Origin of the sequence: Staphylococcus cohnii species complex 1663 (genome assembly GCF_041008415.1) — a bacterium.
Lineage (GTDB): Bacteria > Bacillota > Bacilli > Staphylococcales > Staphylococcaceae > Staphylococcus > Staphylococcus ureilyticus.
Map to the genome: position 1 here is coordinate 1 of NZ_JBFDVL010000016.1, position 15,072 is coordinate 15,072.

A 15,072-nucleotide genomic window follows, 5' to 3' on the forward strand; every position below is an offset into this window, starting at 1 on the left:
TTTTTGCGGATTAGTCCTTTGTTTTGAACGTGAGATTTTGGGCTGCGTCATTACAAATATTTAATTACTATGGAATTTTGCTTCCATTCTATAAATTCTTGAACCTCTGTCTGAAAACTTGCGCTCATATTCTGTTTCAATATTATTTTCTTTTTCTTCTTGATGCAAGTTCAAATTTATTTTTGTAAAATACATACCAAATTGGGACATACTTTCTAAGCTATAGGCAAATAATCCTCTATTATCTGTTTTAAAATGAATCTCACCATCTGTTTTTAACACTTGTTTATACAAAGATAAAAACGTATGATACGTCAATCTACGCTTAGTATGTCTTCTTTTCGGCCAAGGATCAGAAAAATTTAAATAAATACGTGAAATTTCACCATCTTTAAAGTATTCATTTAATTCTATCGCATCGTTACATATCAATTTAATATTCGTTAGATTTTGCTCTCTCACTTTATCTAACACTTTGACCATTACATTTTTTTCACGTTCCATAGATATAAAATTAATTTCAGGTCTTTGTGCAGCAAGTGTTGTTATAAATTGTCCCATGCCGGAACCAATTTCAATATAAATTGGTTGTTCTTTGTCAAACCACTCACTTATATGTCCTGCATGGCTGCCATCTGTGTCTACAATATCAGGATGCGATTTTAAATAATCTTCTGCCCATGGCTTGTAACGCATTCTCATTTTCTTGATAACTCCTTATATAAATGCATTGTTATTCATTACTTGGTTTAAGAACTTCAGCCACATATTCATATCTTTATAGCGTTTTTGTTCTTCATACCACTGAACCATACCAATAGATTGTACAGCAGTATACCATTTCATTCTTTTTTGCAAGTCTATAGAATCTTTCGTACCGTAATCATTTAACCACTGAGGCCATTTATTTTCAGGAACGTAATTGTATAGCAGCATGCCTAAATCAATTGCTGGATCTGCAATCATTGCACCTTCCCAATCCACTAAAAATAGTTCATCGTGGTCAGACAACAACCAATTATTATGATTGACATCTCCATGGACAACTGTAAAAAATCTAGGGTCAAGACTTGGCATATGATCTTCTAAATAAGTTAATGCCTTTCGCACCACATGGTGTGTTAACACTTCTCTAGATAATGAGGCGTTTATTTTATTCAACAAAATATCAGGCGTAATAGGATACATTTCCATACGCTTCAACATATTCAAAAGTGTTTTTGAACTATGTATTTTTTTCAATAAATTAGCTACTCGTTGTTCATACATCTCATCAAAAGTTAACTCTCTGCCATTTTTCCAATGCTGCGCCGTCACGACTTCCCCAGTCTCTATTCGTTTCGTCCATACGAGCTTAGGCACAATACCTTCAGCAGACAAGGCTGCAATAAATGGGTTTGAATTTCGTTTTAAAAACAATTTCTGCCCATCTTGTTCAGCCATATATGCTTCTCCAGATGCACCACCTGCTGAATCAAGTGTCCACCCTAATTGATAAAACTGCTCCAACACGTTCACCTCACTTTCAATTAGAAAATGGCTCCAGAAAACAGATTTCGAGAGCCAAATATAATCATTTTCTAATACACACACTTTTAAACTTAAAACTCTATATTACTGTCATTATATGATAACGACCATTTTGTCCCATAGAATCAAGTTTTTATATTTAAATATGAAATACTGTACCGAGATTGATAATAACTTTAACATCATATCATATATCATCTCGTAACAGTATTTTTTTCGAAAAATTCCTTTAGTTTTTTTAAATGAAATTTCATGTCTCAATTTCAAGTCTCATAGAAGATTTTATAATGTTTAAGGATTTATTTCAACCAATAATGAGAAACAAAAAGTCACATTTTACTACAGTATTTTTCTATAATTTTTAAATCGGCTCAGTTAGCATTATAACATAATTTAGCTTTGGTAAAAGTTACATTTTATTTCCTTTTATGGAAAATATTAACTATCTGTGTCAATGTATCTATTAAATCCTTCTTGTAACGATTTCGTTATTGGTCCAACTTCTCCGTCTCCTACTTGTTCACCATCTAATTTTACGACTGGCATTACTTCAATAGATGTACTAGACACAATAATTTCATCTGCATTTCTTAAAAAATCTACAGTAAATGTACCTTCATTAAACGGTATACCTTTTTCTTGAGCAATATCTTTTATGACCATACGTGTAATACCATTCAATATATAATTATTTACTGGATGTGTATAGATTTCTCCAGCTTTAATAGCATAAACATTGCTTGATGATCCTTCAGTAACAATATCACCTCTATGTTGAATAGCCTCTTGAGCGTTATATTTAACTGCACGCTCTTTAGCCAACACATTGCCAAGTAAATTCAAGCTTTTAATATCACATCTTAACCAACGAATATCTTCAGTTGTAATCGCATTAATACCTTCTTCTAATAATTTATATGGACGATCGTAAGTTTTAGTAAATGCCATCACATTTGCTTCTACTGATGGCGTAGGAAATGCATGGTCACGAGGGGCTGCTCCACGTGTAACTTGTATATATACGCCACCATTAACGACACCATTCGCTGCTAATAATTCTTGGATTAATTCTGTAAGCTCTTCTACATTATATTTCAATTCTAAACCTATTTCTTTAGCACTTCTCAAAAGTCTTTCAAAATGTGGTTTGGCAGTAAAAATATTATTGTTGTATGTTCTAATATATTCATATATACCGTCACCAAATACATAACCACGATCATTGTATGGTACGCTTGCGTCTTGTTCGTCTACTAAATGTTCATTAATAAGTACTTTTGTCATCATCATTCCTCCACACATAGAGCATATAAAGCTTCTAAATAAATACTAGTTGCATTGAATAATTGTTTTTTCGTAATATACTCATTTTTTTGATGCATTAAATCTTCTGAATCATTAAACATAGCACCAAATGCGACACCTTTATCTAAATTTCGAGCATAAGTTCCACCACCAATTGTGTATGGTTCAGTTTGGTCACCTGTTTGATTACGATATGTTTTCACTAAAGTTTGTACGAAAGGATCATTTTTATCCACATAGTGAGGTGTTTGATTTTTACCTAATGCTATAGAAAAACCAAGTTCCTGAATCTCACCTTTAAAACGAGTCATGGCTTCTTCAAATTCAAAACCTTGCGGATATCTTAAATTAATACCGAATTGACCACCATTTTGATTATCATATGAAATGATACCTATATTTGTAGTTACATCTCCCATAACATCTGTGTGGAATTTCATTCCCATTTTTTCACCGAAATGAGAGTTGAATAAATACTGTTCACTAAATTGAGTGAAATTTTCAGCAGTTTTGTCTAAACCTAATTGGGCTAAGAAATGTAATAAGTACAATCCAGCATTCACACCAATAGATGGATCCATACCATGTACAGCTTTACCGTATGCTTTAAGCACTAATACGCCACTATCAACGATACTTTCACCATTTATATTATGATCAGATAGAAATTGTTCGAATTTTTGAATGACGTCAGTCATATTTTCTTTAACCGCAAGTTTACCAATTGCTTCGTCAGGTACCATGTTATAACGTTGACCTGATGTAAAAGAAATAAGTTCGTATTCTGGTTCATCTTTATCTTCAGCTTTTTCATTTTGAACCACATCAAAAGTACTAATACCCTTTTCACCGTGTATTGCTGGGAATTCAGCATCAGGTGCAAACCCTAAAGTTGGCATTTCTTCAGTTTTAAAATAACGCTCTGTACATTTCCAATCTGACTCTTCATCAGTACCTATAATGATATGTATACGTTTTTTCCAATTAACTTTCATATCGTTCAATATTTTCACGGCATAATATGCGGCAATTGTTGGCCCTTTGTCATCTAGTGTGCCCCTTGCAATAACCTTATCTTCAGTTACAACCGGATCAAAAGGATTAGTATCCCAACCATCACCAGCTGGCACTACATCAACATGACATAAAATCCCCATAACATCTTCGCCTTCACCAGCTTCAATACGCCCTGCAATATGTTCAACATCGTGAGTATCAAATCCATCACGTTCAGCAATTTCGTACATATAATCTAATGCTTTACGTGGTCCAGGTCCGACTGGATTATCTGAAGAAATTTCATTATCATCTCTCACACTTTCAATAGATAATAAGCCTTTTAAATCATTTATAATATCTGTTTCGTATTCTTTCACTTTTTCTTTCCACATTTAGCATCAACTTCCTTTTTAATACTTATATAATTAATATTTTACATGAAGTAGTACAGAAACTACAGCGAGATGTGATTATTATTTTAAAAAATTCACTGTATAATTAAATGAAAAACAGTTTAAAACCTTTCATATACCTAACTTTCAATTTCTGTATTAATATATAAAAAAACCTAGTTCAAAACAATGAACTAGGTAAAAAAATCAAATGTATAATTGCTTATTTATTTTTATTGTTTTTGAGCTCGTCTTCAGTAACGACGCGAAGATTATTTGAAGGGTCAGCAGCACCTTCATCTGTAAATCTTGCTTCCTCAACATGCTCTTCGTCTTCAGATTCACCCTTAAAACGTTCTTTTTGTTCGTTAATAAAACCTTTAGGATCTTGTTTTACTTTTGAAGCATAACCTTTAGGGTCTTGTTTTACTTCATTATAAGTTTCATTTGCTTTTGAACTAATCTGACTAGCGATGTCTTTGGCGTTTTGTTTATAAGATTCAGGATTTGATTTATATTTGCTATATTCATCCTTTAATTTATCTCTATTCTCTTTTTTAGAAAGAACAACTGCAGCAGCTGCGCCTCCAACACCTAAAATTGCTTTTAATAATTTTGACATAATAACACCTCTTTATTATTTTAATCCTAATTGTTTAAAATCTATTTGAGTTAAATGGCGATACTCACCTGGCGCTAAAGATTCATCCAGTTTTAATTCACCAATGCTAATGCGTTTCAATTCTAAAACTTCATTATCTATAGCATGAAACATGCGTTTAACTTGATGATATCTTCCTTCATAAATTGTGACAAATGATTTATATGCTTCATCACTTTTTACTAAAGTCGCAGGCTTTGCCAAACCCTCATTCAATTCAATACCCATTTTAAACGATTTTATATCATTATTTGTAATATTTTTTTGGGAAATCACCTCATAGGTTTTAGATACGTGTTTCGTTGGGCTCATTAGTTCATGGTTAAAAGTGCCATCATTCGTAATTAATAACAAACCCGAAGTATCTTTATCTAAGCGACCAACTGGAAACACATCTAAAAACCGGTACGGTTCAACTAAGTCCACAACTGTTTGATGTTGCTCATCCTCTGTTGCAGATACGTAACCTTTAGGCTTATTTAACATTAGATAGACTTTATCAATATAATGAATTGTTTCATTGTTTTTCTGTACTTCATCAGTTTCTGGATTTATTTGTTTTTTAGGAGATTTTTCTATTTTATTATTAACTGTAATAATACCTTTTTTCAATAATTGTTTAACTTCTGTACGTGTTCCTACACCCATATTAGCTAAAAATTTATCTAATCTCATTTTATAATCCCTAATTTACGTCTGAGTTTATTTGGAATATCTCCTAAAAATTGGTCAGCAAGTTTCGTCTTCATCGTAATACCACCGTAAACAATCATACCTACTATGACACTGATAATTAAAATTGCTAAAGCACCAAATTTAGTTTGCGGAGAAATAACCATTTGTAATAAAAACGATGATAATTCAACTACGACCATCATTAACAAGCCGTACAAGAAAATTTTACCAAAATGTAACCACGTTTCCGAGAAGTCAAAACTCGCATATTTTTTAAGTATATAAAAATTACAGATAACAGCAAATAGTAATGCTATCGCCGTACTTAAAATTGCTCCAGCAGTATGGAATACCATAATCAATGGCGTATTTAGTATTACTTTTAATACTACTGCCGCTAAAATTACAAAGACTGTTAACTTTTGTTTATCAATACCTTGCAGCATAGAAGCTGTTACACTTAACAATCCAATTAAAATAGCAACAGGTGCATAATAAAATAACAATTGACTACCATCGACATTATAACTATAAAAGACAGTATACAATGGTAGCGCTAAAGCCATAATTCCCAGACTTGCAGGGACTGTAATATACATTAACACCCCTAATGATGTTCGAATCTGTCTGTGCATTTCTTTTAATTCACCAGATTCATACGTCTTAGTAATAAATGGAATTAAACTCACTGCAAAACCAGCAGATAATGACGTTGGAATCATTACTATTTTATTTGTCGTCATGTTTAAAATAGTAAAGAAATAGTCATGTAAACGACTTGGTACTCCAGCCAAATCTAAGGCACCATTATGTGTAAACTGATCTACTAAATTAAACAGTGGGAAATTTAAACTAACAATTACAAATGGAATACTATAAGAAATAATTTCTTTATACATTTTTCCATAAGATACAGAAATATCAGAAGTATCCGTTGCCACCATTTTTTCAATATTAGGCTTTCTCTTTCTCCAGTAATACCATAAGGTGAATATCCCTGCAATCGCACCTACTGCAGCAGCAAATGTTGCTATACCATTGGCCTGTAACACACTTCCACCAAAAACATTCAGAACTAGATAACTTCCTACTAAAATAAATAAAATACGGGCGATTTGTTCAATAACTTCTGATACAGCAGTTGGACCCATTGATTTATAACCTTGGAACACACCACGCCATGTAGCCAGTAATGGGATAAATATGACTACCATACTGATAATTCTAATAATCCATGTGATGTCAGCGACGGACCAGCCACCCTTAGCACCAGATTCATGGGCTAAAGTAATTGTGGCAATGCTCGGTGCTAATAAATATAAAATGAAAAATCCAATAAATCCTGTTATAGTCATAACTATAAAGCTTGATTTATATAATTTTTCACTGACTTTATACGCCCCTAAAGCATTATATTTAGACACATATTTAGACGCCGCTAATGGCACCCCAGCAGTTGCAACTGCAATGGCAATATTATACGGCGTATATGCATAGTTAAAAGGCGCCAATTTTTCTTCTCCACCAATTATGGAATAAAAAGGAATAATATATAAAACACCCAAGACTTTAGTAATCAATATACTAAGGGTGATTAAAAAGGTACCCCTAACTAATTCTTTACTTTCACTCATTCAGATCTTCCTATCTCAAATTTAATTTTTACAATCATAACTTTAATCATAACGTTATAAACACTTTTTTTCAAAACTATATTACTATAAACTATAAAATAACACTATTTAGTAAAGTGAGGCAATCAAATGTACCAAACAATTATAATTGGCGGTGGTCCTAGTGGTTTAATGGCTGCTGCCGCAGCAAGTCAACATAGTGATAAAGTCCTTCTCATTGAAAAGAAAAAAGGGCTCGGTCGCAAATTAAAAATCTCAGGAGGTGGACGTTGTAACGTCACAAATCGTTTACCGTATGAAGAGATAATTAAAAATATACCAGGAAATGGAAAATTTTTATATAGTCCTTTTTCCGTATTTGACAATGAATCTATTATTCACTTTTTCGAATCACGTGGAGTTGCACTCAAAGAAGAAGATCATGGACGTATGTTTCCTGTTTCTAATAAAGCACAGGATGTTGTAGATGCGTTAATTCGTACGATTGAAAAAAATAATGTAACTGTAAAAGAAGAAACGTCAGTACACGCTATTGAACATACAACTCAACAGACATTCAAAGTCTTTTTAGGTAATCAACAAGTAATTGAAACGAATAGTTTGATTATCGCTACAGGTGGCACGAGTGTACCAAAGACCGGTTCGACTGGTGATGGTTATAAATTCGCTGAACACTTTGGACATACAATTACAGAACTTTTCCCAACTGAAGTACCAATTACGTCATCCGAGCAATTTATTAAAAACAAAAGATTAAAAGGATTAAGTTTAAAAAATGTTGCGTTATCTGTATTGAAGAAAAATGGTAAAAAGCGCGTCACACATCAAATGGACATGATATTTACTCATTTTGGAATCAGTGGCCCTGCCGCATTAAGATGCAGCCAATTTGTATATAAAGAACAAAAAAAACAAAAACGCGAAGATATCGAAATGCAATTAGATGCTTTTCCAGAACTCAGTTTTGCACAATTAGAAGACAAAGTACGTAAATTATTAAAAGATACGCCAGATAAATATGTAAAAAATAGCTTACACGGTTTAATTGAAGAACGTTATCTATTATATATGTTAGAGTTAGCAGATATTTCAGAAACATTAACAGCACATCATATCTCTAATGAACAATTTAATACATTGATTACTTTATTAAAAGGATTTATTTTTAAAGTTAATGGAACACTATCAATTGAAAAAGCTTTCGTAACTGGCGGAGGGGTCTCTCTTAAAGAAATCGAACCCAAAACAATGATGTCAAGATTAACGCCAGGATTATTTATGTGTGGTGAACTGCTCGATATCCATGGTTATACAGGTGGCTATAATATTACTAGCGCTTTAGTTACAGGTCATATATCAGGAACAAATGCAAGTAAATTTCAACATTAAACCTATCAATTTGTGATCTACTAGACCAACTACGCACTGTTAAAACAAATTCATTTTTAATGTTTTGTATTTTCTATGCGCTTGAGTCACCGAATGTTATAATACTTAAGTCGCCTACTCTCAGGCGTCAATAGACGTAGAGAGGAGGTGTATTTTGTGATTGATATCTTTGTTCATTTCATGACTGCTGTTATCAGTGGTTGTATCGTTACGTTATTTGCGTACTGGCTGCGCAATCGTAATGACAAATAATACAGGCGACATTTAGCCAACACCAAAAAACCCCCTCACTACTCGCAATAGTGAGGGGGTTTGGTGTATCTGTATTGATATCTTTGTTAAATATATTATAACACTAAACTTGCATAAAATGCAAAATCATCGTTTGATTTTGCTCGATCAAAAGATTAAATACTTTTAATTTCTAAACCTTCATCGCCCCACGCATCCATGCCACCTTCAACATTGACTGCGTGAATGCCATTGCGTTCTAAATATTGGACGACTTGTGCACTTCTGCCACCAGCTTTACAAATAATATAATACGTTTCTTCTGAATTAAAGTGACTTAAATTATCAGGAATTTTATCCATAGGTATCGTTTCTGCATCTGGTATGACACCCATTGCTGTTTCTTCATCAGTTCTTACATCTACGACATGAACAGGATTAGAATTTAAAATTTTTGATTTCAATTCATCTATAGTAATTGTTTCCATAATATATACGCCCCTTTTGTGTTATTTGGCAACAATATTAACAAGTTTTTGAGGCACCGCAATCACTTTTTTAATATCCTTGCCTTCTATTTCAGCTTTGATATTTTCGTTACCTAATGCTACTGTTTCCATTTCTTCTTTTGAAAGATCTTTAGAAACTTTAATTTTGGCACGAACTTTACCATTTACTTGAACGACAATTTCCACTTCATCATCGACTAATAATGTTTCATCATAAGAAGGCCATGGTTGATAAGTAATCGTTTCTTCATGTCCTAAACGCGCCCATAATTCTTCACCTATATGAGGTGCGATTGGCGCTAACATTTTAATAAATCCTTCAATATATGGTTTATAAATCTCATCAACTTTATAGCAATCATTTATAAATACCATTAGCTGACTAATTGCCGTATTGAAATTTAATGTTTCAAAGTCTTCCGAAACTTTTTTCACAGTTTGGTGGTAACTTTTATCTAAAGCTTTATTATTAGTATTGACTACTTTATCTGTGATTAAACCGTCTTCTGTAATTAAAAGTCTCCAAATTCTGTCTAAGAAACGTCTTGAACCGTCTAATCCTTTATCACTCCATGCAATTGCAGCATCTAGTGGACCCATGAACATTTCATATAGACGTAACGTATCAGCACCATGTGATTTGATTATATCATCTGGATTAATAACATTACCTTTAGATTTGCTCATTTTTTCATTACCTTCACCTAAAATCATGCCTTGGTTAAATAATTTTTGGAATGGTTCTTTGGTAGGCACTACACCTAAATCATACAAGACCTTATGCCAAAATCTAGCGTACAATAAGTGTAACACTGCATGTTCAACTCCACCAATATATAAATCCACAGGCAACCAATGTTTTAACTTTTCAGGATCAGCTAACATCTGTTCATTATCTGGGTCAATAAAGCGTAAATAATACCAACAACTACCTGCCCATTGTGGCATTGTATTTGTTTCACGACGTCCTTTCATCCCAGTTTCTTCATCAATAACATTAACAAATTCATCTATATTAGCTAATGGCGATTCACCTGTACCAGAAGGTTTAATTTCGTCTGTCTCAGGTAAAAGTAAAGGTAATTCATCTTCAGGAACCGTTGTCATCGTACCATCTTCCCAATGTATAACAGGAATAGGTTCGCCCCAATAACGTTGACGACTAAATAACCAATCTCTCAGTTTATAATTGACTTTTCTTGTACCAGCATTGTTTTGTTCTAAAAGTGTAATAGCTTTTTCAATCGCTTCATGATTATATAAACCATTTAATTCTTGTGAATTAATATGAGGCCCATCGCCATCATAAGCTGCTTCAGATAGGTCTCCACCTTCAATTATTGCTTTAATTGGTAAATCAAAAGCTTTTGCAAATTCATAGTCTCTTTGGTCTCCGCTAGGAACTGCCATAACAGCGCCTGTACCATATGAAGATAAAACATAATCAGCAACCCAAATCGGCGTTTTTTCTCCTGATAAAGGATTAAATGCATACGCTCCAGTAAACACACCAGATTTTTCTTTAGCTAATCCAGTACGTTCTAAGTCTGATTTCATTGCCGCTTCTTGTTGATATTTCTCAACACTTTCTTGATGTTCTGATGTAGTAATTTTATTTACGAGTTCATGTTCAGGACTTAACACTAAGAATGTTGCACCATAAATAGTGTCTGGGCGTGTTGTAAACACTTCAATTTGATCATTGAAATTTTCTACATTAAATCTTACAGATGCGCCTTCTGATCGTCCAATCCAATTACGTTGCATGTCTTTTAAAGATTCAGGCCAATCTAAATCATCTAAATCTTCAAGTAATCTGTCTGCATATTCAGTAATTCTAAGTACCCATTGTTTCATTGGTCTTCTATAAACAGGATGTCCGCCACGTTCAGAAACACCATCGATTACTTCTTCATTTGACAATACAGTACCTAACGCAGGACACCAGTTCACTGCTACTTCATCAACATAAGCAAGTCCCTTATTATATAATTGAATGAATATCCATTGTGTCCATTTATAATATTCTGGGTCTGTTGTATTAACTTCACGATCCCAATCATAACTAAATCCTAACTCCTTAATTTGTCGTTTAAAAGTTTGGATATTTTGTTTTGTGAATTCACGAGGATCATTACCTGTATCAAGTGCATATTGTTCAGCTGGTAAACCAAAAGCATCCCAACCCATTGGATGTAATACATTATATCCTTGCATTCGTTTGTATCTTGAAATAATATCAGTAGCTGTATAGCCTTCAGGATGGCCTACATGTAGCCCTGCACCTGATGGATAAGGGAACATATCAAGTGCATAAAATTTTTTCTGGCCTAAATTATCTTCAGTTTTGAACGTTTTATAGTTTTCCCAATAATTCTGCCATTTTCTTTCAATTTCATTATGATTGTAATTCACTTCATTTCCTCCTGTTCAATAATAAAAAGACACCTCAAACTATTATATAATAGGGACGATGATTTTCACCGCGGTACCACCCTGTTTCACTAAATGTGCGCTCATTTTAATTAATAGTTAGAGATGTCATTCATTCACTTTAAGTCCTGGTAAGTTCACTTGAGGCTTTACGCTAGGTTCCACCCACCCTAGCTCTCTGTCGAAAAGCTTTCAAATTACTACTCCTATACTCTTCTTATGATATTTGAAAAAGCCCTTTATTTCAAGTATAAAGTTGATTTACAAAACTCGCCTTTATGTTTATATAAAATTATTTAAACTATACATAAAATATTATTAATTCAATAACCATTTCTCGCTGAATCATTAATGCTTATTTTTAATCTCATGTACCATGATTGCTCTGTAACAAAAATAAATGAAATCTACATTTTGGGTTCAATATTATATTAAATATCCTTTGGTAATTTGCGATCATAAAATGTTAAAAATATAAGTGATAAAACTAACAATGAAATCATGCTTAAAAACATGATTTGCATGTTAAACATATCAACAACAACACCACCAATAAGAGGACCAAATGCTTTACCAACTGTAGCTGCAGAATTAACATAACCTTGGAATGAACCTTCTTTCCCATTTGGTGCAAGTTGATTTGCAATTGTCGGAACTGCTGGCCAAACAAACATTTCACCCAATGTTAATATAACCATACCTACCATAAATACAGAAAATTGTTCAGCAAAACTTGTGACAAAGAAAGAGATAATAAAAATACCTATACCAACATACATTTGATGCTTTAAATTTCCTTTTAATAATCTAATTATTGGAATGATTAATGGTTGTGCAACTAATATCATAATACCGTTGACAGTCCACAATAAACTGTATTGGCCCATAGAGATATTTAGCTCTTGAGTAAATGAAGCAATCGTACTTTCCCATTGAATATAAGCAATCCAACAAATGCTAAACATGACACACAGCAAAGTTATTGCAATGAATTGTGGTCTGTACGCTTTATCTAATAAACTCATAGCATCATTTGATTTAACTTTAATGTCCAATTTAATATTAAATTGGCTAATTGCGACTATGGCAAATGCAATATACATTAATAAATTAGCTATAAATATATAATTAAAACTTAATTCTGCCACAAAGCCACCAGATGCTGCACCAATCGCCACTCCTAAATTTTGAGCTAAATATATCGCATTAAAAGTTTGTCTACCACCTTGCGGCCAAACTGCACCTGCTAACGCATAAATTGCTGGGACAATCATGCCACCTCCAAAGCCTAGACAGACTAACCATACTGCATACCATGGCCATCCGTGGAAAAAATTCAACAATGTTGTACTACTTAAACAGATCACAGTTCCAATCATAATTGTCCGATAACCACCCAATTTATCAAATAGATTACCACCTAATAAATTGCCAATGACCATACCAAATGAATTAATCATTAATACTAACCCAGCCATTGTTAAACTTTTGTCTAATTCTTCATTCATATATATTGTATTTAATGGCCATAAAAAACTTGAGCCTGTGATATTTAATGCCATACCAATCACCAACCACCACACTGATTTTGGCATATTCATAACCATAAGCTCCTTTCTAATTTTAAATTTCTGTTTTTACTCTAAACACTATATCATTAAAATATGTTAAAATCTTTAACTAGAATGAATTTAGAAAGGAAAATGTTATATGGGACAATTCTTCCCTTACGCATTCGAGAATAAACGATATCATACTTGGAATTACCATTTGAAAAATAAATTTGGCCAAAAAATCTTTAAAGTTGCAATTGACGGAGGATTTGATTGCCCAAATAGAGATGGCACAGTTGCACATGGTGGCTGTACGTTTTGTTCTGCAGCAGGAAGTGGGGATTTTGCAGGAGATCGTGTAGACCCGATAGATGTGCAATTCCAACAAATCAAAGATAGAATGCATGCAAAATGGCATGAAGGTCAGTATATTGCTTATTTCCAAGCATTTACTAACACACATGCGCCAGTTGAAGTATTAAGAGAAAAGTACGAAACTGCATTAAAAGAACCTGGAGTTGTAGGATTATCTATTGGAACACGCCCTGACTGCTTACCGGATGATGTTGTCGAATACTTAGCTGAATTGAACGAACGTACCTATTTATGGGTTGAATTAGGTCTACAGACAGTACATCAAAAAACATCAGATTTGATTAATCGTGCACATGATATGAAAACGTATTACGAAGGTGTAGCTAAGCTACGTCAACATAACATAAACGTGTGTACACATATCATTAACGGTCTTCCTGAAGAAGACTATGACATGATGATGGAAACAGCTAAAGAAGTAGCACAAATGGATGTCCAAGGCATTAAAATACACTTGTTACACCTACTTAAAGGTACACCAATGGTAAAACAATACGAAAAAGGCATGCTCGAATTCATGTCTCAAGACGATTATACAAATTTAGTTTGTGATCAACTAGAAATTTTACCAAAAGAAATGATTGTCCATCGAATTACTGGTGATGGTCCGATTGACTTAATGGTTGGCCCTATGTGGAGTGTCAACAAATGGGAAGTATTAAACGAAATTGATGATGAATTAGCACGCAGAAATTCTTATCAAGGAAAATACTATGAATCGACGATTAAATCATGAAACTAGAACGGATTTTACCATTTTCTAAAACGCTATTACGACAACATATCAACAAAGACAGCATTGTGATTGATGCCACTTGTGGTAATGGTCATGACACTGAATTTTTAGCACAACAAGTCCCAAATGGTAAAGTGTATGCTTTTGATATTCAAGAAGTTGCAATTCAAAATACGAGCAACAAGACAAACGCATTTAAAAATGTACACTTAATTCAAGATAGTCATGCTAAAGTAAAGCAATATATACAAAGTAATGAAATTGGACAAATTGATGCAGCCATTTTTAATTTAGGCTATTTACCTAAAGGCGACAAATCAATTGTGACAATCCCCAGCAGTACTTTAACAGCTATAGATGAAATATTTGATATATTGGCAACAGAAGGCATAATTGTACTAGTAATATATCACGGACATGATGAGGGCAAAATTGAACGTGATGCATTATTAAATTATCTTCAACATTTTGATCAAAACAAAGCACACATATTACAATATCAATTTATTAATCAAAAAAATAATGCACCATTTCTATGTGCAATTGAAAAAAGATAAAGTATATTAAAAATCAAAACCACCCGTATAACGGGTGGTTTGTTCTTCGGCTATAAGCCTTTGTTACTGACCAACCCTGATAAGGGCTCTGAG

14 protein-coding genes are annotated in these 15,072 nt (G+C 33.2%); 4 read left to right on the plus strand and 10 right to left on the minus strand.

Annotation, left to right across the window (positions count from 1 at the left end; all coding sequences use genetic code 11):
* Positions 1-60 precede the first annotated feature (60 nt).
* From trmB to AB1J10_RS12510, 7 genes are all read right to left on the minus strand, one after another.
* Positions 61-702, minus strand: coding sequence for a tRNA (guanosine(46)-N7)-methyltransferase TrmB (gene trmB / locus AB1J10_RS12480; protein WP_064208824.1), 642 nt, complete (start codon positions 700-702; stop codon positions 61-63).
* Positions 703-717: 15 nt separating this feature from the next.
* The gene (locus AB1J10_RS12485; RefSeq protein ID WP_046208347.1) at positions 718-1,509 is read right to left on the minus strand and encodes a phosphotransferase family protein; all 792 of its coding nucleotides are present in this window, start codon (positions 1,507-1,509) and stop codon (positions 718-720) included.
* Between the two features lie 459 nt (positions 1,510-1,968).
* Entirely contained in the window at positions 1,969-2,814 is an 846-nt protein-coding gene (dat, locus tag AB1J10_RS12490; RefSeq protein ID WP_070039548.1) for a D-amino-acid transaminase, read from the minus strand.
* A 2-nt stretch (positions 2,815-2,816) separates the two neighbouring features.
* Positions 2,817-4,226 (minus strand): dipeptidase PepV, encoded by a 1,410-nt coding sequence (gene pepV / locus AB1J10_RS12495; protein WP_046208345.1) that lies wholly within the window; start codon positions 4,224-4,226, stop codon positions 2,817-2,819.
* A 223-nt stretch (positions 4,227-4,449) separates the two neighbouring features.
* The gene (locus AB1J10_RS12500; protein WP_046208344.1) at positions 4,450-4,848 is read right to left on the minus strand and encodes a YtxH domain-containing protein; all 399 of its coding nucleotides are present in this window, start codon (positions 4,846-4,848) and stop codon (positions 4,450-4,452) included.
* Positions 4,849-4,863: 15 nt separating this feature from the next.
* Positions 4,864-5,562: a pseudouridine synthase gene (locus AB1J10_RS12505; protein ID WP_064208820.1), complete on the minus strand. Its 699-nt coding sequence runs from the start codon at positions 5,560-5,562 to the stop codon at positions 4,864-4,866.
* A complete protein-coding gene (locus AB1J10_RS12510) occupies positions 5,559-7,196 on the minus strand; it encodes a putative polysaccharide biosynthesis protein (protein WP_064208819.1) in 1,638 nt (545 codons plus the stop codon). The genes AB1J10_RS12505 and AB1J10_RS12510 overlap by 4 nt, the downstream gene beginning before the upstream one ends.
* Positions 7,197-7,325: 129 nt before the next feature.
* Here AB1J10_RS12510 and AB1J10_RS12515 point away from each other — a divergent pair, with 129 nt between their 5' ends.
* Positions 7,326-8,585, plus strand: coding sequence for an NAD(P)/FAD-dependent oxidoreductase (locus AB1J10_RS12515; RefSeq protein ID WP_107365437.1), 1,260 nt, complete (start codon positions 7,326-7,328; stop codon positions 8,583-8,585).
* Between the two features lie 156 nt (positions 8,586-8,741).
* Complete coding sequence (locus AB1J10_RS12520) at positions 8,742-8,837, plus strand: type I toxin-antitoxin system Fst family toxin (protein WP_107360307.1); 96 nt, start codon at positions 8,742-8,744, stop codon at positions 8,835-8,837.
* 155 nt (positions 8,838-8,992) lie between these two features.
* Here the strand turns inward: AB1J10_RS12520 and AB1J10_RS12525 are convergent, their stop codons facing one another.
* The 3 genes from AB1J10_RS12525 to AB1J10_RS12535 all read right to left on the minus strand — a co-directional run bounded on the left by AB1J10_RS12525 (position 8,993) and on the right by AB1J10_RS12535 (position 13,359).
* Positions 8,993-9,304, minus strand: coding sequence for a rhodanese-like domain-containing protein (locus AB1J10_RS12525; protein ID WP_046208340.1), 312 nt, complete (start codon positions 9,302-9,304; stop codon positions 8,993-8,995).
* 21 nt (positions 9,305-9,325) lie between these two features.
* The gene (gene leuS, locus AB1J10_RS12530; protein WP_107365438.1) at positions 9,326-11,740 is read right to left on the minus strand and encodes a leucine--tRNA ligase; all 2,415 of its coding nucleotides are present in this window, start codon (positions 11,738-11,740) and stop codon (positions 9,326-9,328) included.
* 449 nt (positions 11,741-12,189) lie between these two features.
* A complete protein-coding gene (locus tag AB1J10_RS12535; RefSeq protein WP_369003141.1) occupies positions 12,190-13,359 on the minus strand; it encodes an MDR family MFS transporter in 1,170 nt (389 codons plus the stop codon).
* A gap of 109 nt (positions 13,360-13,468) precedes the next feature.
* Between AB1J10_RS12535 and AB1J10_RS12540 the strand changes: the two genes are divergently transcribed.
* Positions 13,469-14,422, plus strand: coding sequence for a TIGR01212 family radical SAM protein (locus AB1J10_RS12540; RefSeq protein WP_107365439.1), 954 nt, complete (start codon positions 13,469-13,471; stop codon positions 14,420-14,422).
* Positions 14,419-14,979, plus strand: a complete 561-nt coding sequence (locus AB1J10_RS12545; RefSeq protein ID WP_046208336.1) for a class I SAM-dependent methyltransferase — start codon at positions 14,419-14,421, stop codon at positions 14,977-14,979. Before AB1J10_RS12540 ends, AB1J10_RS12545 begins: the two co-directional genes overlap by 4 nt.
* The last annotated feature ends 93 nt before the right edge of the window (positions 14,980-15,072 follow it).

What these genes read in the sequence shown, in the direction of transcription:
- trmB (WP_064208824.1), bottom strand. Translation starts at nt 702, where the DNA reads ATGAGAATGCGTTACAAGCCATGGGCAGAAGATTATTTAAAATCGCAT.
- dat (WP_070039548.1), bottom strand. Translation starts at nt 2,814, where the DNA reads ATGACAAAAGTACTTATTAATGAACATTTAGTAGACGAACAAGACGCA.
- pepV (WP_046208345.1), bottom strand. Translation starts at nt 4,226, where the DNA reads ATGTGGAAAGAAAAAGTGAAAGAATACGAAACAGATATTATAAATGAT.
- AB1J10_RS12500 (WP_046208344.1), bottom strand. Translation starts at nt 4,848, where the DNA reads ATGTCAAAATTATTAAAAGCAATTTTAGGTGTTGGAGGCGCAGCTGCT.
- AB1J10_RS12505 (WP_064208820.1), bottom strand. Translation starts at nt 5,562, where the DNA reads ATGAGATTAGATAAATTTTTAGCTAATATGGGTGTAGGAACACGTACA.
- AB1J10_RS12510 (WP_064208819.1), bottom strand. Translation starts at nt 7,196, where the DNA reads ATGAGTGAAAGTAAAGAATTAGTTAGGGGTACCTTTTTAATCACCCTT.
- AB1J10_RS12515 (WP_107365437.1), top strand. Translation starts at nt 7,326, where the DNA reads ATGTACCAAACAATTATAATTGGCGGTGGTCCTAGTGGTTTAATGGCT.
- AB1J10_RS12525 (WP_046208340.1), bottom strand. Translation starts at nt 9,304, where the DNA reads ATGGAAACAATTACTATAGATGAATTGAAATCAAAAATTTTAAATTCT.
- AB1J10_RS12535 (WP_369003141.1), bottom strand. Translation starts at nt 13,359, where the DNA reads ATGAATATGCCAAAATCAGTGTGGTGGTTGGTGATTGGTATGGCATTA.
- AB1J10_RS12540 (WP_107365439.1), top strand. Translation starts at nt 13,469, where the DNA reads ATGGGACAATTCTTCCCTTACGCATTCGAGAATAAACGATATCATACT.
- AB1J10_RS12545 (WP_046208336.1), top strand. Translation starts at nt 14,419, where the DNA reads ATGAAACTAGAACGGATTTTACCATTTTCTAAAACGCTATTACGACAA.